At 72.4% G+C, this 20,335-nt stretch carries 15 protein-coding genes and 1 rRNA gene; 7 read left to right on the top strand and 9 right to left on the bottom strand.

The features are described from left to right. Nucleotides 1-495: 495 nt before the first annotated feature. Nucleotides 496-3,312: a preprotein translocase subunit SecA gene (secA, locus tag ABZ719_RS35145; protein WP_366729227.1), complete on the bottom strand. Its 2,817-nt coding sequence runs from the start codon at nucleotides 3,310-3,312 to the stop codon at nucleotides 496-498. Between the two features lie 275 nt (nucleotides 3,313-3,587). Between secA and ABZ719_RS35140 the strand changes: the two genes are divergently transcribed. Both ABZ719_RS35140 and ABZ719_RS35135 read left to right on the top strand, forming a co-directional pair. Beyond that, nucleotides 3,588-4,163, top strand: coding sequence for a GNAT family protein (locus ABZ719_RS35140; RefSeq protein WP_366729226.1), 576 nt, complete (start codon nucleotides 3,588-3,590; stop codon nucleotides 4,161-4,163). 61 nt (nucleotides 4,164-4,224) lie between these two features. Then, on the top strand, nucleotides 4,225-5,412 hold the full coding sequence (locus ABZ719_RS35135; protein ID WP_366729225.1) for a crosslink repair DNA glycosylase YcaQ family protein: 1,188 nt from the start codon (nucleotides 4,225-4,227) through the stop codon (nucleotides 5,410-5,412). Nucleotides 5,413-5,418: 6 nt separating this feature from the next. Here ABZ719_RS35135 and ABZ719_RS35130 read toward each other — a convergent pair whose 3' ends face one another. The 7 genes from ABZ719_RS35130 to mtnA all read right to left on the bottom strand — a co-directional run bounded on the left by ABZ719_RS35130 (nucleotide 5,419) and on the right by mtnA (nucleotide 14,241). Beyond that, the gene (locus ABZ719_RS35130; RefSeq protein ID WP_366729224.1) at nucleotides 5,419-6,165 is read right to left on the bottom strand and encodes a response regulator transcription factor; all 747 of its coding nucleotides are present in this window, start codon (nucleotides 6,163-6,165) and stop codon (nucleotides 5,419-5,421) included. 217 nt (nucleotides 6,166-6,382) lie between these two features. After that, nucleotides 6,383-7,072, bottom strand: coding sequence for a ribosome-associated translation inhibitor RaiA (gene raiA / locus ABZ719_RS35125; RefSeq protein ID WP_037862617.1), 690 nt, complete (start codon nucleotides 7,070-7,072; stop codon nucleotides 6,383-6,385). Between the two features lie 321 nt (nucleotides 7,073-7,393). Then, nucleotides 7,394-8,206, bottom strand: coding sequence for a ComF family protein (locus ABZ719_RS35120; RefSeq protein ID WP_366729223.1), 813 nt, complete (start codon nucleotides 8,204-8,206; stop codon nucleotides 7,394-7,396). 158 nt (nucleotides 8,207-8,364) lie between these two features. Continuing rightward, nucleotides 8,365-10,203, bottom strand: a complete 1,839-nt coding sequence (locus ABZ719_RS35115) for an LpqB family beta-propeller domain-containing protein (RefSeq protein WP_366729222.1) — start codon at nucleotides 10,201-10,203, stop codon at nucleotides 8,365-8,367. Beyond that, nucleotides 10,193-12,286, bottom strand: a complete 2,094-nt coding sequence (mtrB, locus tag ABZ719_RS35110; protein WP_366729221.1) for an MtrAB system histidine kinase MtrB — start codon at nucleotides 12,284-12,286, stop codon at nucleotides 10,193-10,195. Before mtrB ends, ABZ719_RS35115 begins: the two co-directional genes overlap by 11 nt. Nucleotide 12,287: 1 nt before the next feature. Continuing rightward, entirely contained in the window at nucleotides 12,288-12,977 is a 690-nt protein-coding gene (mtrA, locus tag ABZ719_RS35105; protein WP_003990656.1) for a two-component system response regulator MtrA, read from the bottom strand. A 121-nt stretch (nucleotides 12,978-13,098) separates the two neighbouring features. Continuing rightward, nucleotides 13,099-14,241, bottom strand: coding sequence for an S-methyl-5-thioribose-1-phosphate isomerase (gene mtnA, locus ABZ719_RS35100; protein ID WP_366729220.1), 1,143 nt, complete (start codon nucleotides 14,239-14,241; stop codon nucleotides 13,099-13,101). 140 nt (nucleotides 14,242-14,381) lie between these two features. On the opposite strand from mtnA, the gene ABZ719_RS35095 reads away from it, so the two are divergent. From ABZ719_RS35095 to ABZ719_RS35075, 5 genes are read left to right on the top strand one after another with little or no spacing between them, the layout of a single operon-like run. Then, nucleotides 14,382-15,794 (top strand): glycerophosphoryl diester phosphodiesterase membrane domain-containing protein, encoded by a 1,413-nt coding sequence (locus ABZ719_RS35095; protein WP_366729219.1) that lies wholly within the window; start codon nucleotides 14,382-14,384, stop codon nucleotides 15,792-15,794. Between the two features lie 4 nt (nucleotides 15,795-15,798). Beyond that, the gene (locus tag ABZ719_RS35090; protein WP_366729218.1) at nucleotides 15,799-16,611 is read left to right on the top strand and encodes a DUF4129 domain-containing protein; all 813 of its coding nucleotides are present in this window, start codon (nucleotides 15,799-15,801) and stop codon (nucleotides 16,609-16,611) included. Next, nucleotides 16,608-17,813 carry a DUF4350 domain-containing protein gene (locus ABZ719_RS35085; RefSeq protein WP_366729217.1) on the top strand — a complete coding sequence of 402 codons (1,206 nt, stop codon included), beginning with the start codon at nucleotides 16,608-16,610 and terminating at the stop codon, nucleotides 17,811-17,813. Before ABZ719_RS35090 ends, ABZ719_RS35085 begins: the two co-directional genes overlap by 4 nt. After that, nucleotides 17,813-18,802: a MoxR family ATPase gene (locus ABZ719_RS35080; RefSeq protein WP_366729228.1), complete on the top strand. Its 990-nt coding sequence runs from the start codon at nucleotides 17,813-17,815 to the stop codon at nucleotides 18,800-18,802. The genes ABZ719_RS35085 and ABZ719_RS35080 overlap by 1 nt, the downstream gene beginning before the upstream one ends. Next, nucleotides 18,802-20,112, top strand: coding sequence for a DUF58 domain-containing protein (locus ABZ719_RS35075; protein WP_366729216.1), 1,311 nt, complete (start codon nucleotides 18,802-18,804; stop codon nucleotides 20,110-20,112). Before ABZ719_RS35080 ends, ABZ719_RS35075 begins: the two co-directional genes overlap by 1 nt. Before the next feature lie 100 nt (nucleotides 20,113-20,212). On the opposite strand, the gene rrf is transcribed toward ABZ719_RS35075, so the two are convergent. Further along, nucleotides 20,213-20,329: ribosomal RNA gene (rrf, locus tag ABZ719_RS35070) — 5S ribosomal RNA — on the bottom strand. Nucleotides 20,330-20,335 lie beyond the last annotated feature (6 nt).

The raw sequence follows: 20,335 nt of genomic DNA, 5'->3' as shown, positions 1-20,335 counted from the left end.
AGCCGGTGGCCGTTCGTCTATGCGGGCTTCATCTCGATGCCGGAGCAAACCCCCGGATCAGGTCGAACCCGTACACCACTTCCCTGGACGCAACCCCGTCCCTGAACAGCCGCACCACCAACCATCCGGACCGGCCAACGCCCCAGCAGCCCCGCCCTCGCCCCTCCGGACTGCCCAGACCACCCCGCACCACCGCCCGTCCCGAGTACCGGCCCGACCGCCCCCGACCGTCCGGACCACCGACCAGCCGAAGCGCTGAACCGGCCAATGGTCTCCTCCCCGCCCCTCACCCGAGCAGGCTGCTGCCTGAGCCCGCCCCGAGGCCAAGAGCCCCCCGGCCCGAGTCAAAAGCCAGCCCCCGGCCACCCCCAGACCAAGGCCCAGCCCACACCGAGGCCCCGCCCCCGCCCGCCAAGAGCCCAGCCGCAAACCAAAGGGCCAGGCACCTTCCGGTGCCCGGCCCTTCTCCGTGTGCCGCTCCGTCAGGAGCCGCCCTCACTTCTTGCGGCGGCGGCCGCCCTTCGCCTGCTTGCGGCGCTCCGCGCGCGTGAGGCCGTCGGACGCGGAGCGCACCGGCTCGTCGTCGCTGGCGAACTCGCCCTCGACGACACCGCCCTCCCCGTCCACGGTCGGCGCCGAGAAGTGCAGGTCACGCCGCTGCGGCGCGTCCAGGCCCTTCGCGCGGATCTCCGGACGCGCGCCGGCCTGCGCGGGCACCGCGTCCTGCGGCGCCTTCTCCAGGGACGGCGCCGCCTCCTCGACGGGGACCTCCTCGACCTGCTGCTCGACCTGGACCTCCAGGTTGAACAGGTAGCCGACGGACTCCTCCTTGATGCCGTCCATCATCGCGGAGAACATGTCGAAGCCCTCGCGCTGGTACTCGACCAGCGGGTCCTTCTGCGCCATCGCGCGCAGGCCGATGCCCTCCTGGAGGTAGTCCATCTCGTAGAGGTGCTCGCGCCACTTGCGGTCGAGCACGGACAGCACCACCCGGCGCTCCAGCTCACGCATGATCTCCGAGCCGAGCTGCGTCTCACGCGCCTCGTACTGCTCGCGGATGTCGTCCTTGATGGAGTCGCCGATGAACTCGGCCGTCAGACCCGCCCGGTCCCCGGCGGCCTCCTCCAGCTCCTCGACGGTGACCTTCACCGGGTAGAGCTGCTTGAAGGCGCCCCACAGCCGGTCGAGGTCCCAGTCCTCCGGGAAGCCCTCGGCGGTCTCCGCCTGGACGTAGGCGTCGATCGTGTCGTCCATGAAGTGATGCACCTGCTCCTGCAGGTCCTCGCCCTCCAGGACGCGGCGCCGCTCGCCGTAGATGACCTCGCGCTGGCGGTTGAGGACCTCGTCGTACTTCAGGACGTTCTTACGGGTCTCGAAGTTCTGCTGCTCGACCTGCGACTGGGCGGAGGCGATCGCGCGGGTGACCATCTTGTTCTCGATGGGCACGTCGTCCGGCACGTTCGCCATCGACATCACGCGCTCGACCATCTGGGCCTTGAACAGGCGCATCAGGTCGTCGCCCAGCGAGAGGTAGAAACGGGACTCGCCGGGGTCGCCCTGACGGCCGGAGCGGCCGCGCAGCTGGTTGTCGATCCGGCGCGACTCGTGCCGCTCGGTGCCCAGCACGTAGAGGCCGCCGAGCTTCTCGACCTCGTCCTTCTCCGCCTTGACGGCCTGCTCGGCCTTCTCCAGCGCGGCGGGCAGGGCCGCCGCCCACTCCTCGATGTGCTCCTCGGGGTCGAGGCCGCGCTGGCGCAGCTCCGCCTCGGCGAGGTCCTCGGGGTTGCCGCCGAGCTTGATGTCCGTACCACGGCCGGCCATGTTCGTCGCGACCGTCACGGCGCCCTTGCGGCCGGCCTGGGCGACGATCGACGCCTCCCGCTCGTGGTGCTTGGCGTTGAGCACCTCGTGCTGGATGCCGCGCTTGCTGAGCTGCTGCGAGAGGTACTCGGACTTCTCGACCGAGGTGGTGCCGACCAGGATCGGCTGGCCCTTCTCGTGCTTCTCCGCGATGTCGTCGACGACCGCCTCGAACTTGGCGATCTCGGTGCGGTAGATCAGGTCCGACTGGTCCTTGCGGACCATCGGCTTGTTCGTCGGGATCGGGACCACGCCGAGCTTGTAGATCTGATGGAACTCGGCGGCCTCGGTCATGGCCGTACCGGTCATGCCGGAGAGCTTGTTGTACAGGCGGAAGAAGTTCTGCAGGGTGATCGTGGCGAGCGTCTGGTTCTCGTCCTTGATGTCCACCCCTTCCTTCGCCTCGATCGCCTGGTGCATGCCCTCGTTGTAACGGCGGCCGGCGAGGATACGGCCGGTGTGCTCGTCGACGATCATGACCTCGCCGTCGATGACGACGTAGTCCTTGTCCTTCTTGAACAGTTCCTTCGCCTTGATGGCGTTGTTCAGGTAACCGACGAGCGGGGTGTTCACCGACTCGTAGAGGTTGTCGATGCCCAGCCAGTCCTCGACCTTGGAGACGCCGGCCTCGTGGATGGCGACCGTGCGCTTCTTCTCGTCGACGTCGTAGTCGCCGGTCTCCTCGAGGCCCTTGAGCGGGTTGCCCGCCTCGCCCTTCTTCAGGCGGGTGACGAGCTTGGCGAAGTCGCCGTACCACTTGGTGGCCTGGTCGGCCGGGCCCGAGATGATCAGCGGCGTACGGGCCTCGTCGACGAGGATGGAGTCGACCTCGTCGACGATGGCGAAGTTGTGGCCGCGCTGGACCAGTTCGTCCTTCGACCAGGCCATGTTGTCGCGCAGGTAGTCGAAGCCGAACTCGTTGTTCGTGCCGTAGGTGATGTCGCAGGCGTACTGCTCGCGGCGCTGGGCCGGGGTCATGTTGGCGAGGATGCAGCCGACGTCCAGGCCCAGGAACTTGTGGACGCGGCCCATCATCTCGGAGTCGCGCTCGGCCAGGTAGTCGTTGACCGTGACGATGTGGACGCCGTCGCCGGAGAGGGCGTTGAGATAGGCGGGCAGGGTGCCGACGAGCGTCTTGCCCTCACCGGTCTTCATCTCGGCGACGTACCCCATGTGCAGGGCGGCGCCGCCCATCAGCTGCACGTCGTAGTGCCGCTGGCCCAGGACGCGCTTGGCCGCCTCGCGAACGGTGGCGAACGCCTCGGGCAGCAGGTCGTCCAGGCTCTCGCCATCGGCGTACCGCTGCTTGTACTCATCGGTGAGGGCCCGCAGCTCGGCGTCGGAGAGGCCGACGAAGTCCTCTTCGATGGAGTTGACCTGGCCCGCGATGCGGTGCAGCCTGCGCAGGATCTTGCCTTCGCCTGCACGCATGATCTTCGAGAGGACGGACACGGGGGTTGGTCTCCTTGCCGGTCGGGCCTGGGACGGTCGGGTTTCCATTTGGCTTGGCTGAGCAACGGCCATCGTATGCGAGGACCCCGCCCAGCCGGGAGTGCCTGCCGCGAGGGCACTCCCGCACTGCGATTCGCGTCGCCTTCAAAGAGGACAACGGACGGGGGGCGCGGATGGTGCCGCGTTCTTCCCGGGAATTGCGCGAATCGTGACCGCGCGCTCACCCAGCGAGAAACACGATGGCGTCCCGCGCGGCCGACGAGCAGAATCGGTCGATGGAACCCGTGACGCTCACCACCGGCCGCCTCGTCCTGCGCACCGTCGGCCCCAAGGACACCGACGCGGTGTACGCCGCCGCGCAGGACCCCGGCATCCAGCGCTGGACCACCGTCCCCTCCCCTTATCTGTACGAGCACGCGCGCGGCTTCACCGAGCAGATGGTCCCCGACGGCTGGCGCGACGGCTCGATGTTCACCTTCGGGCTCTTCCTGTCCGCACCCGCGCACGACCTCGTGGGCATGCTGGGTCTCACCCGGCGCTCCCTGGGGGAGGCCGAGATCGGCTTCTGGGCCGCGAAGGAGCACCGCGGCAACGGCTACGTCACCGAGGCGTCCCGTGCCGCCGCCCGCTGGGCCTTCACCCACCTCGCCGTGGACCGGCTGGAGTGGCGGGCCGAGGTCGGCAACACCGCCTCCCGCGCGGTCGCCGAACGGGCGGGCTTCACCGTCGAAGGCACCCTGCGCTCGGCCCTGAACAACAAGGGGGTACGACGCGACTGCTGGGTGGGCTCCCTGCTCCCCTCCGACCTCGAACTGCCCTCGACGGCCCCCTACCTCCCCGCCCGCTCCTAGGGCGTGTCCGGAACCCGCAGGTCGGGCCATGCTGTCAGTGCGGGCCTCTATCGTGCCGACCATGACGACCGTCCCGCGCCCCACCACCGACCTGTCGGCGGACGAAGCCCGCCGCATCGCCCTGCGTGCCCAAGGCCTGCTCGGCGCCCCCGACCGCAGGTCCGGTGTGCGCGGCGTGCTGCGCCACCTCGGCGCGGTCCAGCTGGACACCATCTCGGTCCTCGCCCGCTCGCACGAACTCATCCCCTACGCCCGTCTCGGCGCGGTCGGCCGCCGCAGCGTCGAGCAGGCCTACTGGAGCGGCACGCACGCCTTCGAGTACTGGTCGCACGCCGCCTGCATCCTGCCCATCGAGGAGTGGCCCCACTTCGCCTTCCGCCGCCGCGCCTACCGCAGCCGCCCGCACTGGAACCACCAGCTCCCCGAGGGCACCTACGACCAGGTGATCAAGCAGCTGACCACCGAAGGCCCGCTGACGGCGACGGAGTTGGGCGGCGCCAAGCGGACCAGCGAGTGGTGGGACTGGTCCGGGACCAAGGTCGCCGTCGAGCGCGCCCTGATGTACGGGGAGGTGGTCTGCGTCGAGCGCCGCGGCTGGAAGCGGGTGTACGACCTGGCCGAGCGCGCTGTCCCCCCGTCGCTGCTGCACGACGAGCTGGACGACGCCGAGTGCCTGCGCCGCCTGGTCCGGCTGGCCGGCCAGTCACTCGGCGTGGGGACCCGCGCGGACATCGCCGACTACCACCGCCTCAAGGGCGAGCAGGTCGATGCGGTGATCGCCGAGTCCGGGCTGGTCCCGGTCACCGTGGAGGGCTGGGGGAAGCCCGCCTGGGCGGACCCGGCGGCCCTGGAGACGGTCCCGCGCGGGCGCCACCGCACCACGCTGCTGTCCCCGTTCGACTCCCTGATCTGGGACCGGGCCCGCACCGAGCGGATCTTCGGCTTCACCCACCGCCTGGAGGCCTACGTCCCCCGGCCCCAGCGGATCCACGGCTACTTCGCGATGCCGGTGCTGGCGGGCGGCCGGCTGGTGGGCCGGGTGGACCCGGCCCGGCAGGGGAGCACGCTGGTGGCCAAGCAGGTCACCCTCAAGAACGCGAAGGCGGTCCCGGCGGTGGCCCAGGCCCTGGCCGAGGCGGCGAGCTGGGTGGGGGCCGCCGACGTGCGGGTGGAGCGCGTCGAACCCGCCGAGCTGCGCGATGCGCTCACCCGCGAGGTGAGCGGGGCGCCGGCCGCCGCGCCGCGCTGAGCCGGCTCAGCGGATCTCGAGGATCTTCTCCCGCATCGCGTACACCACCGCTTCCATCCTGGAGTGCAGCTGCAGCTTCTCCAGGATGTTCCGGACGTGGTTCTTCACGGTGTTCTCGGAGATGAACAACTCCTTGGCGATGTCCCGGTTGTTCATGCCCGTGGCGACGAGCTTGAGGACCTCCAGCTCCCGGTCGGTCAGCCGGGGAGCGGGAACCAGACGGCGCTCGTCGGTGCGCTGGATCATCGACTTGAACTCGGTGAGCAGCTTCGAGGCCATGGAGGGGCTGATCTGCGACTGGCCGTCGGCCACGGCCCGGATGGCGGTGGACACCTCGTCCGTGGAGATCTCCTTGAGGAGGTAGCCGGTCGCCCCCGCCTTGATCGCGTCATAGAGGTCGGCCTCCTCGTCGCTGATCGTCAGCATGATGATCTTCGCGCTGGGGGCGACCTCCTTGATGGAGGTGCACGCCTCGATGCCGCCGCGCCGCGGCATCCGTACGTCCATCAGCACGATGTCAGGCAGCAGGTCGGCGGCCTTGTCCACGGCCTCGGCGCCGTCTCCGGCCTCGCCGACGACCTGGATGTCCTCCTCGGCGGCGAGCACGATCTCCAGGCCGCGGCGGAAGAGGGCGTGGTCGTCCACGACCAGGACTCTGATCGGCTCCGCGCGGGTCGCGCCCGCGTCCGGGCCCATGCCGGTGACACCGTGGCCGACGTCAGGGTCCCGCAGCGGGCCGAAGCTGTCCGTCATCGTTGTTCCTCCCCCTCTGAGGCTGTGGCCCGGCGTGCGGTGACGAGGCCAACCCGAGGCAACGGCCCAGCCGTTGGGCCGTTGCGGCCATGATTCCATGTCCGGCCGCCACCGAGGTGACCAAGCGGTGCGCGAAGGGGTCGCACACCGGTGCCCCCGGGGGCGCACCCGCGCACTCCAGGGGCACCGGCGCGGCCGCCGGCCGCCGGGCGGGGCGTCAGCCGCCCAGGGTGCCGCCCGCCTCGGGAGAGTGCTCCTGGGTCACCATCGTGTCCGTCCGGAGGTGGATCACGCCGTAGTCGTAGGCGTGCCGCCGGTAGACGACGCTGGGTTCCTTGGTCTCGGAGTCCACGAACAGGTAGAAGTCGTGCCCGACCAGCTCCATCTCGTAGAGAGCCTGGTCGAGGGTCATCGGAGAGGCGACGTGGGTCTTCTCGCGGACGACGAGGGGGCCGTCCCCCTGCACCTCCAGCGAGCCGACCTTCTTCGTGGGCACCTGGCCCGCTTCTTCCGCGGCGGTCAGCCCGTTGCCGTTCAGCGTGGCCGCGCCCGGGACGTGGTCGGGAACCTCGGCCGCCGAGATGCGGCGCGCGCCGCGGCGCGAGAATCGCTTGTCGTGCTGCTTGCGCAGCCGGGCCCCCAGCTTCTCCGCGGCGAGGTCGAGTGCCGCGTACGGATCGCTGGCCGCTGCCTCCGCCCGGATCACCGGACCGCGGGAGCGGAGCGTGATCTCCACTCGGTCGCAGCGGTCGGCCTGCCGGGGGTTGGGCTCCTTGGACACCTCGACGTCGAGGCTGATCACCTTGCCGTCGAGCTTCTGGATCTTCTCCAGGTTCAGCTTCTCGGCCACGTGCTTGCGGAACCGCTCGGGCACCTCTGTCTTGCGGCCCTTGACGACGATGTCCACGCAGAACTCCGTTCCCGGATCGCTCCGCTTCGGCGGCGGAGCATCTCCCTTTCGCACCCGGTTCCGGTCAGTCCGGAACCTCGGACTCGGTGACGTCCACCTCCCCTTCCCCGCGGGCGAGATCTCCACCCTGCCGGTACGGAGATTGCGAAAAACCTGCAAACCCGCGGCACGGCATTCGGTTATGACGGGAACGGCCTGCACCTTTCCCTCACCACCCGAACATATCTCGCCAGGCGGGACGGCGTCACCCTCTACCGCGGCGTACCTCCGTCCAGGTGAATTATCTCCCTCATTACCTGCAACGACGCATGTCCACTGTCAGTTCCGGTTTATTTCGAAGGAATCCGGAGAAGCAGCGACGACGGCCGCACCGATCACGTCACCTGCACCACCGGCTCCCGCCAATTCCCCTGTGCCGTACACCGGGTTCCCCTCCTTCCGCCGTGATACCGGCTTTCGTTCCCCCATCCCTTCCCGGACCCGCGCCGCGTACACGGCCGACCTCACCGCACGCGCCGCCTCCGCCAGGGAGGCCCCCGTCGTCATGAGGTCGTCGACCAGCACGACGGACCCCTCCCGCAGCAACCGCGCACCACCCGCGGCCACCTGAAGCGCACCGGCCAGGTTCTCCAGCCGCTGCCGGGAACCCAGCGTCGACTGGTCGGCCACGGCTCGCCGCTGCCGCAGCACGGCCAGCGCCCGGGCCGGCAGGCCCGACCGGCGCAGCTCACCGGCCGCCGCGAGCGCGATCCGCCGCACCGGATCGTGCCCCCTGGCCCGGACGGCACCGCGCGCCGACGGCACGGGCACCAGCAGCACCGGACCGGCCGCACCCTCGTGCGGCAGCCCCGCCCGCACAGCGCCCGCCAGCGCTGCTCCCAGCGGGCCGGCGAGGGCCAGCGCGCCGCGCTCCTTGTGGGCGAGGAGCGCCGCCCTGACCTCGTCGGCGTACCAGGCCGCCGCGTGCACGGCCGGCAGGCCGGGCGGCTCCGGCACCGGACGCACCCGGCGTGGTGCGGCCCCGCCGAGGGCTGCACGACACCGGGGGCAGAGCACCGTGCGCGGCCTGCCGCAGCCGCCGCACTCGGCCGGCAGGACCAGGTCGGTGAAGTCCTGCCACCATCCGCGCATGACTCCACTGTGCCGACGCCCCGCCGCCCCCGCCACCCCTGTGGACAACGGACCGCGGCCCCCTGTGGACAACTCGGCCGACGACGCTCAGAGCCTCACCCGTACGAGCCGACGAGCGCACGGGCGGAGCAGGAGGCGGCAGCCCCGAAAGCCGTGACTCACCCCGGGTAGACGGGCGCCGCCCCCTCCTTGACCACCTTCTGCCACTGGGCCACGGACGACATCCGCACGAGTCCGTCCGCCTCCGAGTACGCCACCAGCGGCAGCCGCTCGTCGTCGGACGCGGCGATCGACTTCACCCCGGTGAGCGCGGCGGGCGCCGGAACGTCCGGCGTCGAACCGTCGACCTGGACGTACCGCATCGTCTGCACGCCCCCCTGCTCGCGTCCGGCGACCACCAGCCGGCTGTCACCCGCCCACGACATGGCGGTGACGTCCTCCATGTCGGGCGCGGCCGGGCGCAGCCCGAGCACGGACACCGCGGTCCGCTCCCCGCTCCTGCCGTCCCGTTCGATCCGCCCCACGAGCAGGGACTCGGTGCCGTCCTTGTGCTGCACGAGCAGCGCGACACGCACGCCGTCGGCGGCCACCCGCACCGCGTCGACGCGCCCGTCCAGACCGGGCACCGTCACCTCGACCGGCCGGCCCTTCCCCTGCTCCAGCACCACCAGCCGCGGCCGGGCCGGATCACGGTCGGCCACCCACAGGTCGCCCCGCGCGTCCCAGCTCGGCGCCGTCAGCCGGTCGTCCTCGGTCTTGCCGTCGCTGCGCAGCACCGCGTTCCCGAGCGTTCCCCCTTGCACCAGCGACCCGACGTACAGGTCCTTGCGGTCGTTGCTCACGCCCGCGGCGGTGCGCTCGTCCCATGCCACCGCGGCCGAGCTGAGCCGCTGCAGGCCCTCGCCCAGGCCGCCCGGCACCGGCTCGACGCTCGTCCCGGCAGTGCCGCCGAGGATCCGCACCAGCCTGCGCTTGTCGTCGAGGAAGTACAGGTACTCGGGCCGCTTGACGGGCCCGCGGGTGGCAACCGTGCGCGCCCGGTCCGCGCCGAGCGTGCACAGCGTGCTGCCGTCGGCCCGCTGCAACGCCACCGTCTCCACGGTCGGCGTCAGGTTCTGCACGGTGAACAGCACCTGGGCGGCCATCTCCCAGCACCGCTCGCTGCCCACCCGGGACGCCTTCTCGTTCAGCGGGACCGTCAGTCTGTTCTGGTCGTCGGGCGCCAGCGCGGTCACGTCGCGGCGCAGCGCCGTCCCGGTCGGGAAGCTCGACCTGACCACCCGGTCCAGCCACCGCGTCGGCCCGCTGATGACCGAGCGGACCACCCGCGTCATGGCGTCGACCCGCTGCCGTACGTACACCGGATCGGCGACCGCCGTCGCCGGCCTGCCGGTTCCGCCCGCCGTGTCCGAGGCGAAGTAGTACTTGTTGACGGGCATGTAGTTGCGCTGGAAGTCCGAGCGGCCCATGAGGACGCCCTGCGGCGGCGTGTCGATGCGCCACTGCCCGGACTTGTCCCGCGCCAGGTGCACCGACTGGCTGTAGCGGCCGTCGAGCGGCGTGTACGACTGCTGCTCGTCCACCCGGGCGACCTTGCTGCCGGTCAGCGTGAAGGCGTAGTCGCCGCTGTCCTCGTGCGCGGTGGCACGGTCGACCTCGATGTCCCACCCGTCGGCGAGCACGGTCGTGGACGACTCCGGCCGCCACCGCCGGGAGGCGGTCGGCGTCAGATACTGGCGGGCCGTGGCGTACTGCGGGTCGTCGCTGGTCAGCGCCTCCAGGAAACCCTGCACGATCTCCGCGGGCGGGGCGTTCTCCCGGGGCGGCATGGCGAACACCCGCACCTCGGTGTCCTGGCGGGGAGTGGACTCCACATCCCGCAGGTCCCCGCTGTCCGGCATCGAGGCGCACCCCGCCAGCAGCAGGATCCCCCAGGCGGCGCAGGCCACCGCGCGCATCGGCCGACGCCGCGCGCCCCCCTCGCGGTCAGCGCCCACGAAATGCCTCCCCTTGCTCCTTCACGCCCCGCGCCCCGGCGTCCCCCGGGTCCGCGGCCCCGCCCGCCCGCTCCTGAGCCTGCTCCGGCTCCGCGGCCGGCGCGCTGTCCTGCCACCGGACGCCCGGTCCCGGCCGGGGCACCACCCGCGCGCCGCTGCCGGGCAGCGCCGTCGGATCGGCGGTGGGGGCCACCGCGGCCGGCCGGGCGGCTATCGGGTCCCTGCCCTGCACCGCGCCGCGGTCGCCGGAGGTCTGCACGGGCACGGTGGCCCGTTTGTCACCGCGCACCGCACCGGCCTCGTCGAGCCCCCGGTTGCGCCGCGAGTCCTTGGGCTCCAGCGGTATCGGCGATCCGCGCAGCGGCTCGTCCGCCGTCCTGGGGATCGTCAGCCGGAACTGCGAACCGCCGCCCGGCTCGCCCCACGCCTGCAGCCAGCCGCCGTGCAGCCGGGCGTCCTCCAGCGCGATCGACAGCCCCAGCCCCGTCCCGCCGGTGGTACGCGCGCGTGCCGGGTCGGCGCGCCAGAAACGGCTGAAGACCCGGGTCGCCTCCCCCGGCTTGAGCCCGACGCCGTAGTCGCGCACCGCGACCGCGACCGCGCCGCCCGCCGCGGCGAGCTTGACGACGACGTCCCGCCCGTCACCGTGCTCGACGGCGTTGACGACGAGGTTGCGCAGGACCCGCTCCACCCGCCGGGCGTCGACCTCGGCGACCACGGGCTGCTGGTCGCCGACGACGCGTATGCGCGTGCCCTTGCGGTCCGCGAGCGGCTCGGCACCGCTGACCACCCGCCGCACCACCTCCCGCAGGTCCACCGGCTCGGCCTCCAGCGCCGCCGCACCCGCGTCGAAGCGGCTGATCTCCAGGAGGTCCGACAGCAGCGACTCGAACCGGTCCACCTGGTCGAGGAGCAGCTCCGCCGACCGCGCGGTGACCGGGTCGAAGTCCTCCCGGGCCTCATGGATGACGTCGGCGGCCATCCGTACGGTCGTCAGGGGCGTGCGCAGCTCGTGCGAGACGTCGGAGACGAACCGGCGCTGCATCCGCGACAGGTCCTCCAGCTGGTTGATCTTCAGCTGGAGGTTCTGCGCCATCTTGTTGAAGGCCTCGCCCAGGCGCGCGATGTCGTCCTCGCCGGTGACCTTCATCCGCTCCTGCAGCCGCCCGGCCGACAGCCGCTCGGCGATCCCCGCGGCCATCCGCACCGGCGTGACCACCTGGCGCACCACGAGCCAGGCGATCGCCCCCAGCAGCACGACGACGAAGAGGCCGGCCGTGGCCAGCGTCCCCTTCACCAGGCTGAGCGACTTCTCCTCCTGGGTGAGCGGGAAGAGGTAGTACAGCTGGTACGGGTGCCCGTTGGGATCGTTGACCTGCTTGCCGATGACGAGGGCGGGCTGGGGGTCCTTGTCGGTGTCCTTGTAGACGATGCGCGTGTAGCTCTGGGCGGCGGTCATGCTGCCGTTGATCCGCGCCCGCAGGTCCTCGGGGACGCTCACGGTCGGGTCCACCTGCCCGGAGGCGCGCGGACCGCGTCCCCCGGCGCCGTCGTCGCCCGCGGGCAGCGTGACCACGTCGAAGGCGCCCTGGCCGCCGCTGGAGAGCGACGAGACCAGCTCACTCATCCACGAGATGACGTTCTGCGAGGAGTGCCCGTCCGCGGGGGTGCCCGCGGCGTCGTCGCCGGTGCCGCTCGCCGCCTCGTCGGCCCGCTGCTTGGCCACCGCGAACCCGCCGGTGGCCTGGCTCTGCGACGCCCTGACCTTGGCCTCCAGCAGCCCGTTGCGCACCTGGCCGATGACGACGACGCCCAGCAGCAGCACGACGCCCAGCGACATCAGCAGCGTGGTGGCGACGACCTTGAGCTGGATGTTGCGCCGCCACAGCCGCATGACGGGCAGCAGCGGCCGGCGCACCCAGCGCAGCAGCAGCCGCAGGACCGGACTGCCCTGCACGCCGCCGTGCAGCAGTCCGCCCTCCAGGAGGTGGCCCCAGCGGGACCCCGCGCCCTTCCGGCCGACAGGCCGCCCGGCGCGGGACCCGGAGCGTCCGGGTGCCGAAGCGGCACTGTCCCCGGACATGTCAGCTCGGTCCGGCCTTGTAGCCGACACCACGGACGGTCACCACGATCTCCGGCTTCTCCGGGTCCTTCTCGACCTTGGAACGCAGCCGCTGGACATGCACGTTGACCAGGCGGGTGTCCGCCGCGTGGCGGTAGCCCCACACCTGCTCCAGGAGCACCTCGCGGGTGAACACCTGCCACGGCTTGCGGGCGAGCGCGACCAGCAGGTCGAACTCCAGCGGCGTCAGCGCGATCGACTGCCCGTCCCGCTTCACCGAATGCCCGGCCACGTCGATGACCAGGTCACCGATGGCCAGCTGCTCCGGGGCCGGCTCCTCCGACCTGCGCAGCCGCGCCCGGATCCGGGCGACCAGCTCCTTCGGCTTGAACGGCTTGACGATGTAGTCGTCGGCCCCCGACTCCAGGCCCACGACCACGTCCACGGTGTCGCTCTTGGCGGTCAGCATCACGATCGGCACCCCGGACTCCGCCCTGATCAGGCGGCAGACCTCGATGCCGTCGCGGCCGGGCAGCATCAGGTCGAGCAGCACCAGATCGGGCTTGCTCTCCCGGAAAGCGGCCAGCGCCTTGTCGCCGTCGGCTACGAAAGACGGCTCGAAACCCTCGCCACGCAGCACGATTCCGAGCATCTCGGCCAGTGCGGTGTCGTCGTCGACGACAAGGACTCGTCCCTTCATGAACGACATCATCCCATTCTTGTAACGGTGGCGAAGATCCAGGTGAGACAGCTCACTGGCCTGTGACGATAGTCGTACGGAGTCACTACTGTCTGCCCTCGCCCGCGAACGGCCCCGCAGCGGAGCCTGCCGGCTACCCCGCCGCCCCCCGCCGCGCCCTCGCGCACAGCTCGGCCAGCCCCTCGGCGGTCACCGGCGACACCGCGCCCTCCTCGGTGACGATCGCGGTCACCAGCTCCGGCGGCGTCACGTCGAACGCCGGGTTGTACGCCTGCGTGCCGAGCGGCGCCACGGGGATGCCGCCGGCCGCCCCCGTCACCGGGATCTGTGGAGCGATCAGCTCCGTCACCTCGTACCCGGGGCGCTGCTCGACCTCGATGGACGCCCCGTCCGCGGTCTTCTCGTCCACCGTCGTCACCGGCGCGACCACGATGAACGGCACATGGTGGTAGCGGGCGAGCACCGCGAGCGGATAACTCCCCACCTTGTTCGCCACCGACCCGTCCGCCGCGATGCGGTCCGCGCCGATCAGCACCGCGTCCACCTCGCCCGCCGCGAACAGCGAACCGGCCGCGTTGTCCGTGAGCAGCGTGTACGCCAGACCCTGGCGGGCCGCCTCGTACGCCGTCAGACGCGCGCCCTGCAGCAGCGGCCGGGTCTCGTCCACCCACAGCCGGCGCAGCCGGCCCTCCCGGTGGGCCGCCAGCGCCACCGCGAACGCCGTCCCCTCCCCGCCCGACACCAGCGACCCGGTGTTGCAGTGCGTGAGGACCCGGTGCCCACCGGCGGGCAGCAGCTCGTCCAGCAACGCCAGACCGTGCTCGGCCATCCGCGCGCTCGCCCGCGCGTCCTCCTGGTGCAGCCGCTGCGCCGCGGCCAGTGCCGCAGGGGCGGCCAGCAGCGGATCACCGGTCTCGGCCAGGGCCGAGTGGTACGCGCACCGCGCCCGGTGCACGCCCAGGGAGAGGTTCACCGCGGTGGGACGCGCCGCGGCGAGCGCGTCGGCGGCGTCGTCCACGTCGAAACCGCGCGCGGCGGCCAGTGCGACACCGTACGCACCGGCGATGCCGAGCAGCGGCGCCCCGCGCACGGCCAGCGACCGGATCGCCTCGACCAGAGCGGGTGCGTCCGTACAGACCAGCTCGACCTCCTCGGCGGGCAGCCTCGTCTGGTCCAGGAGGACCAGGACGGGGCCCTCGGGGGGCTCCTCCCAGCGGATGGCGGGAATCCCCGGCGGCCGGTTGTCCTCGCGGGTCTGCGCGTACTGATCAGCCATGCCGTCAGTGTTCCCCGTATCCCTCGGACAATGGAAGGCGCGCAGCCCGCACCGCGGCAGGTCACCCGAACACCGCCCCATGGCACGATGGCAGCCAACCTGCCGCCGCGTCCGCGGACGGGCACCATGAAGGAGCGACGATGAACGACACTCCGGGCTGGGCCTCGCCCGGATCCGCCCCGTCCGACGGGCAGGAGCCCGGCGCGTCCGGCCCTGCCGACGCCGCCGGCCGCCCCGACGCCGCACCGCCGTCCCAGCCCGCGCCGCCCGCGGACCGGCCGGGCGCGCAGCCGCAGGGCCCTGGCGTGAAGTGGTCCAAGGAACAGCCACCGGCAGGCCAGTGGTCCGCACCCACGGGAGGCCCCGCCGCCCCGGCGCCCGGCCAGACCCCGCCGCCCCCTCCCCCCGGCCAGGGCTGGGGCACCCAGCCCCCCGCGGGCGGCGGCTACGGCGGTCCCGGCGGCGGCTACGGCGGTTACCGGGGGCCCGGGGGATACGGAGGCCCCGGCGGTTACGGCGGTCCCGGAGGATACGGCTCCTGGGGCGCCGGCTGGGGCGGACCTCCGCCCGCGGCCAAACCCGGCGTGATCCCGCTGCGCCCGCTCGGACTGGGCGAGATCCTCGACGGCGCGGTGTCCACCATGCGCACCCACTGGCGGCCCGTGCTCGGCATCTCCCTGGTCATCGCGGTCGTCACCGAGATCGCCGTCATCCTCGTCCAGCGTCTGGCCCTGAACGGCATCATCGACAGCGCGGCACTCGACGACCCGGACGCGAGCCCCGGCGAACTGCTGCGCGCCATGGGCGACGGCCTGCTCGGATCCGGCATCCTCTTCGTGGTCGGCATCATCGGCACCGTCCTCGCCACCGCCCTGCTCACCACCGTCACCAGCCGCGCGGTCCTCGGCAAGCCCGTCACCGTCCGCGAAGCCTGGAACGACGCCCGCCCCCAGATCCCCCGGCTGCTCGGCCTGGTCCTCCTGCTGCTGGTCATCTGCCTCGGCGTCTTCGCCGTGGGCACCGTCCCCGGCATCCTCGTCGCCGTCGGCGGATCCCCCGCCGGGGGCACCGCGATCGCCGTCCTCGGCGCCCTGGGCGCCGGTGTGGTCGCCATCTGGCTCGCGGTCCGCTACTGCCTCGCCTCGCCCGCTCTGATGCTCGAGAAGCAGGGCGTCAAGAAGGCGATGAGCCGCTCCGCCAAGCTGGTCCGCGGCTCCTGGTGGCGGATGTTCGGCATCCAGCTGCTGACCGCGCTCATCGTGAACATCATCTCCGCGATCATCGTCATCCCCTTCAGCCTCATCGCCTCCGCCTTCAGCGACGGCGGCCTCTCCGGCCTCCTGGACGGCAGCACCCAGCTCGGCTGGACCTACCTGATCATCACCGGAGTCGGGTCGGTGATCGGCTCCATGATCAAGTTCCCGATCACGGCCGGTGTCACCGTGCTCCTCTACATCGACCAGCGCATCCGCCGCGAGGCCCTCGACCTCGAACTGGCCCGCGTCGCAGGCGTCCAGGCACCCGGCTCGGGCGCGCCCGCGTCGGGGAGCTGATGCCGTGAGCCTGCCGGGGGGAGTTCTCACAGCGCCGCCCGCGCTCCCGCACGCCGCGGACCACGCCGACGGACCCCTGCGTGCCCTGCTGCACGCCGGGCACACCGCCGCCCTGGCCTCCACGGGCCCGGGCGGCGAACCGCCGGTGACCGTCCCACGCGACCCCGCACGGGAGGCCGCCCGCCGCGAACTGTCCAAGCGGATGTACCACGAGAACGACCCCGGCCTGCTGCGGCGCGCCCTCGACCATTTCTGGGACTGGGTGGGCGGGCTCTTCGACTCCGCCTCCGCCACCACCCCCGGCGGACCCGTCGGCCTCGTCGTCGTCATCCTGGCCGTCCTCGCCGTGCTCGGCGCCCTGTGGTGGCGCCTGGGCGCGCCCCGCCGCGAACCCGTCACGCCCCCTGCCCTGTTCGACGACCGCCCCCGCACCGCCGCCGAACACCGCGCCGCCGCCGAGGCACACGCGGCCCAGGGCCACTGGAACCAGGCCGTCCAGGAACGCATGCGCGCCCTCGTCCGCTCCCTGGAGGAACGCGCCCTCCTCGACGCGCGCCCCGGCCGCACCGCCGACGAGGCCGCGGCCGAGGCCGGCCGCACCCTGCCCGCCCACAGCGACCGGCTGCGCACCGCCGCCCGCGACTTCGACGACGTCACATACGGCGGCCGGCAAGCGACCGGACAGTCGTACCAGCGCATCGCCGCACTCGACCACGACCTGGAACAGACCCGGCCCCAGCTCGCCGCCAGCACACAAAGCACCACCCCGGCCACCCACCAGGGAACCGACCAGACCCGCCCGGGAGCCGCCGGATGACCCCCGAGGCCACCACCGCGGCCCCGCCCCCGGCCACCTCCGTCTCCCCCACCGCCCGCCAGACGTGGACCCGCGCGCGCGGCATCCTGCTCGCCCTCGTCCTCCTCCTCGCCGCGGCCGTCGCCATCGCCGCCCTCCGCTCCGGCGACCAGCACGGCCGGCTCGACCCGCGCTCCGCCGACCCCTACGGCAGCCACGCCGTCGCCGCACTCCTCGCCGACCACGCCGTCACCACGCGCGTCGTCACCACCCTCGACGAGGCACGCGCCGCGGCAGGCCCCCACACCACCCTGCTCGTCGCCGTCCCCGACCTGCTGACCCACGACCAGCAGACCCGGCTGCACGCCGCGACCACCGCCTCGGGCGGACGCACCGTCCTCGTCGCCCCCGACAGCCCGTCCCTCGGCCGCCTGGCCCCCGGCGTCACAGCCGACCCCGCACCCGGCTTCGGCACCGCCCTCGAACCCGGCTGCGCCCTGCCCGCCGCCCGCAGGGCAGGCCCCGCCGAACTGGGCGACGGCATCCGCTACTCCACCACCCTGCGCACCGCCGACACCTGCTACCCCAGCGACGGCCTGCCCACCCTCCTGCGCATCCCGCAGACCGCCGGCGGCGACACCGTCCTCCTCGGCGCACCCGACATCCTCTACAACACCCGCCTCGACCAGCAGGGCAACGCCTCGCTCGCCCTGCAACTCCTCGGCTCCCGCCCCCATCTGGTCTGGTACCTCCCCTCGCTCACCGACGACTCGGCCCCCACCGCCGGCCGGCGCGGATTCCTCGACCTGCTCCCCTCCGGCTGGCTCTGGGCCACCCTCCAGCTCTTCATCGCCGCCGCCCTGGCCGCCCTGTGGCGGGCGCGCCGGTTCGGCCCCCTCGTGCCCGAAAAACTCCCCGTCGCGATCCGCGCCTCCGAAACCACCGAAGGCCGCGCCCGCCTCTACGCCAAGGTCAGCGCCCGCGACCGCGCCGCCGCCGCTCTGCGCTCCGCCACCCGCACCCGCCTCGCCCCCCTCGTCGGCATCCCCACCACCCAGGCGCACACGCCCGAGACCCTGCTCCCCGCCCTGTCCCACCGCCTCCACGACGACGGACAGCCCCTGCACGACCTCCTCTTCGGCCCGCCGCCCGGCGACGACGCGGCCCTCGTCTCCCTCGCCGACCGACTCGACGCCCTCGAAAGAGAGGTACGCCGTCCATGATGGACCCGACCACTGACAACGCCGGGCACACCGGGGACGCGACCGCCGCCCGGTCCTCCCTGGAAGCCCTGCGCGCCGAGATCGCCAAGGCCGTGGTCGGCCAGGACCCCGCCGTGACCGGCCTCGTCGTCGCCCTGCTCTGCCGCGGCCACGTCCTGCTCGAAGGCGTCCCCGGGGTCGCCAAGACCCTCCTCGTCCGCACCCTGGCCGCCGCCCTCGAACTCGACACCAAGCGCGTCCAGTTCACCCCCGACCTCATGCCCAGCGACGTCACGGGCTCCCTCGTCTACGACGCCCGCACCACCCGGTTCTCCTTCCAGCCCGGCCCGGTCTTCACCAACCTCGTCCTCGCCGACGAGATCAACCGCACCCCGCCGAAGACCCAGTCCTCGCTGCTGGAAGCGATGGAGGAGCGCCAGGTCACCGTCGACGGCACCCCGCGCCCGCTGCCCGAGCCCTTCCTCGTCATCGCCACCCAGAACCCGGTCGAGTACGAGGGCACCTATCCCCTGCCCGAAGCACAGCTGGACCGTTTCCTCCTCAAACTGACCATCCCCCTGCCCTCCCGGCAGGACGAGATCGACGTCCTCACCCGGCACGCCGCCGGCTTCAACCCACGCGACCTGCACGCCGCCGGCGTACGCCCCGTCGCGGGCCCCGCCGACCTCGACGCGGCCCGTTCCGCCATCGCGAAGACCACCGTCTCCCCGGAGATCGCCGCCTACGTCGTCGACATCTGCCGCGCCACCCGCGAATCCCCGTCCCTCACCCTGGGCGTCTCCCCGCGCGGTGCCACGGCCCTGCTGTCGACCGCCCGCGCCTGGGCCTGGCTGACCGGCCGCGACTACGTCATCCCGGACGACGTCAAAGCACTCGCCCTGCCCACCCTGCGCCACCGCGTACAACTGCGCCCCGAGGCGGAGATGGAAGGCGTCACCGCCGACTCGGTGATCACGGCGATCCTCACCCACGTCCCGGTCCCCCGCTGATGGCTCTCACCGGACGCGCCGCCCTCCTCGCGGCCATCGGCTCCCTGCCCGTCGGCATCTGGGACGCAGGCTGGACGGGCATCCTCGCCGTCAACGCGCCTCTGGCCGTCGCCTGCGCCTGCGACTACGCCCTCGCCGCACCGGTACGCCGCCTCGGCCTGACCCGCACCGGCGACACTTCCGTACGCCTGGGCGAGACCGCCGACGTCACCCTCACCGTCACCAATCCGTCGGGCCGCCCGCTGCGGGCCCGGCTCCGCGACGCCTGGCCGCCCAGCAGCTGGCAGCCCGGCACGGAGACCGAGGCATCGCGCCACCGACTGATGATCCCGGCCGGCGAACGCCGCCGCGTCACGACCCGTCTGCGCCCCACCCGCCGCGGCGACCGCCAGGCCGACCGCGTCACCGTCCGCTCCTACGGCCCCCTCGGCCTGTTCGCCCGTCAGGGCACCCACAAGGTCCCCTGGACCGTCCGTGTCCTGCCCCCGTTCACCAGCCGAAAGCACCTGCCTTCGAAACTGGCCCGGCTCCGGGAACTGGACGGCCGCACCAGCGTCCTCACCCGCGGCGAAGGCACCGAGTTCGACAGCCTGCGCGAGTACGTCCCCGGCGACGACACCCGTTCCATCGACTGGCGTGCCACAGCCCGGCAGTCCGCGGTCGCCGTACGCACCTGGCGCCCCGAACGCGACCGGCACGTCCTGCTGGTCCTCGACACGGGCCGCACCTCCGCCGGCCGCGTGGGCGACGCACCCCGCCTGGATGCCGCCATGGACGCCGCGCTGCTCCTGGCGGCTCTCGCGTCCAGGGCGGGCGACCGCGTCGACCTCCTCGCCTACGACCGCCGGGTACGCGCCCTCGTTCAGGGCCGCGCCGCGGGCCTGCTCCTCCCGTCCCTGGTCAACGCCATGGCGACGGTGGAACCCGAACTCGTCGAGACCGACGCCCGAGGCCTCGTGGCGACGGCACTCCGCACGACGTCCCGCCGTTCTCTGATCGTCCTGCTCACCAGCCTGGACGCGGCACCGGTCGAAGAGGGCCTGCTCCCCGTCCTCTCCCAGCTCACCCGACGGCACACGGTGCTCGTCGCATCGGTGGCGGACCCGTACGTGGCCCGGATGGCGGCGGCCCGTGGAAGCTCCGAGGCGGTGTACGAGGCCGCTGCGGCGGCCCAGTCGCAGAGCGAACGCCGGCGCACCGCGGAACAACTCCGCCGGGAGGGCGTCACGGTCGTGGACGCCACCCCGGAAGACCTGGCACCGGCCTTGGCGGACGCATACCTCGCCCTGAAGTCGGCGGGGCGGCTCTGACGGGAAACAGGGGCGTACGGACGCGGGCCGACCGTCCCTGAAAACCCCTGAAAACGCAGAAAACCCCGCACCGTGAGGTGCGGGGTTTTCCCTAAAATTTGTTCGGCGGTGTCCTACTCTCCCACAGAGTCCCCCCTGCAGTACCATCGGCGCTGTAAGGCTTAGCTTCCGGGTTCGGAATGTAACCGGGCGTTTCCCTCACGCTATGACCACCGAAACACTA

The sequence above is a fragment of the Streptomyces sp. NPDC006743 genome (assembly GCF_040703815.1).
GTDB lineage: Bacteria > Actinomycetota > Actinomycetes > Streptomycetales > Streptomycetaceae > Streptomyces.
This window is presented reverse-complemented; position numbering and strand designations above follow the sequence as displayed.

What these genes read in the sequence shown, in the direction of transcription:
- ABZ719_RS35135 (WP_366729225.1), top strand. Translation starts at nt 4,225, where the DNA reads ATGACGACCGTCCCGCGCCCCACCACCGACCTGTCGGCGGACGAAGCC.
- ABZ719_RS35130 (WP_366729224.1), bottom strand. Translation starts at nt 6,165, where the DNA reads ATGACGGACAGCTTCGGCCCGCTGCGGGACCCTGACGTCGGCCACGGT.
- ABZ719_RS35095 (WP_366729219.1), top strand. Translation starts at nt 14,382, where the DNA reads ATGAACGACACTCCGGGCTGGGCCTCGCCCGGATCCGCCCCGTCCGAC.
- ABZ719_RS35085 (WP_366729217.1), top strand. Translation starts at nt 16,608, where the DNA reads ATGACCCCCGAGGCCACCACCGCGGCCCCGCCCCCGGCCACCTCCGTC.
- ABZ719_RS35075 (WP_366729216.1), top strand. Translation starts at nt 18,802, where the DNA reads ATGGCTCTCACCGGACGCGCCGCCCTCCTCGCGGCCATCGGCTCCCTG.
- mtrB (WP_366729221.1), bottom strand. Translation starts at nt 12,286, where the DNA reads ATGTCCGGGGACAGTGCCGCTTCGGCACCCGGACGCTCCGGGTCCCGC.
- ABZ719_RS35140 (WP_366729226.1), top strand. Translation starts at nt 3,588, where the DNA reads ATGGAACCCGTGACGCTCACCACCGGCCGCCTCGTCCTGCGCACCGTC.
- ABZ719_RS35120 (WP_366729223.1), bottom strand. Translation starts at nt 8,206, where the DNA reads ATGCGCGGATGGTGGCAGGACTTCACCGACCTGGTCCTGCCGGCCGAG.
- mtrA (WP_003990656.1), bottom strand. Translation starts at nt 12,977, where the DNA reads ATGATGTCGTTCATGAAGGGACGAGTCCTTGTCGTCGACGACGACACC.
- ABZ719_RS35080 (WP_366729228.1), top strand. Translation starts at nt 17,813, where the DNA reads ATGGACCCGACCACTGACAACGCCGGGCACACCGGGGACGCGACCGCC.
- mtnA (WP_366729220.1), bottom strand. Translation starts at nt 14,241, where the DNA reads ATGGCTGATCAGTACGCGCAGACCCGCGAGGACAACCGGCCGCCGGGG.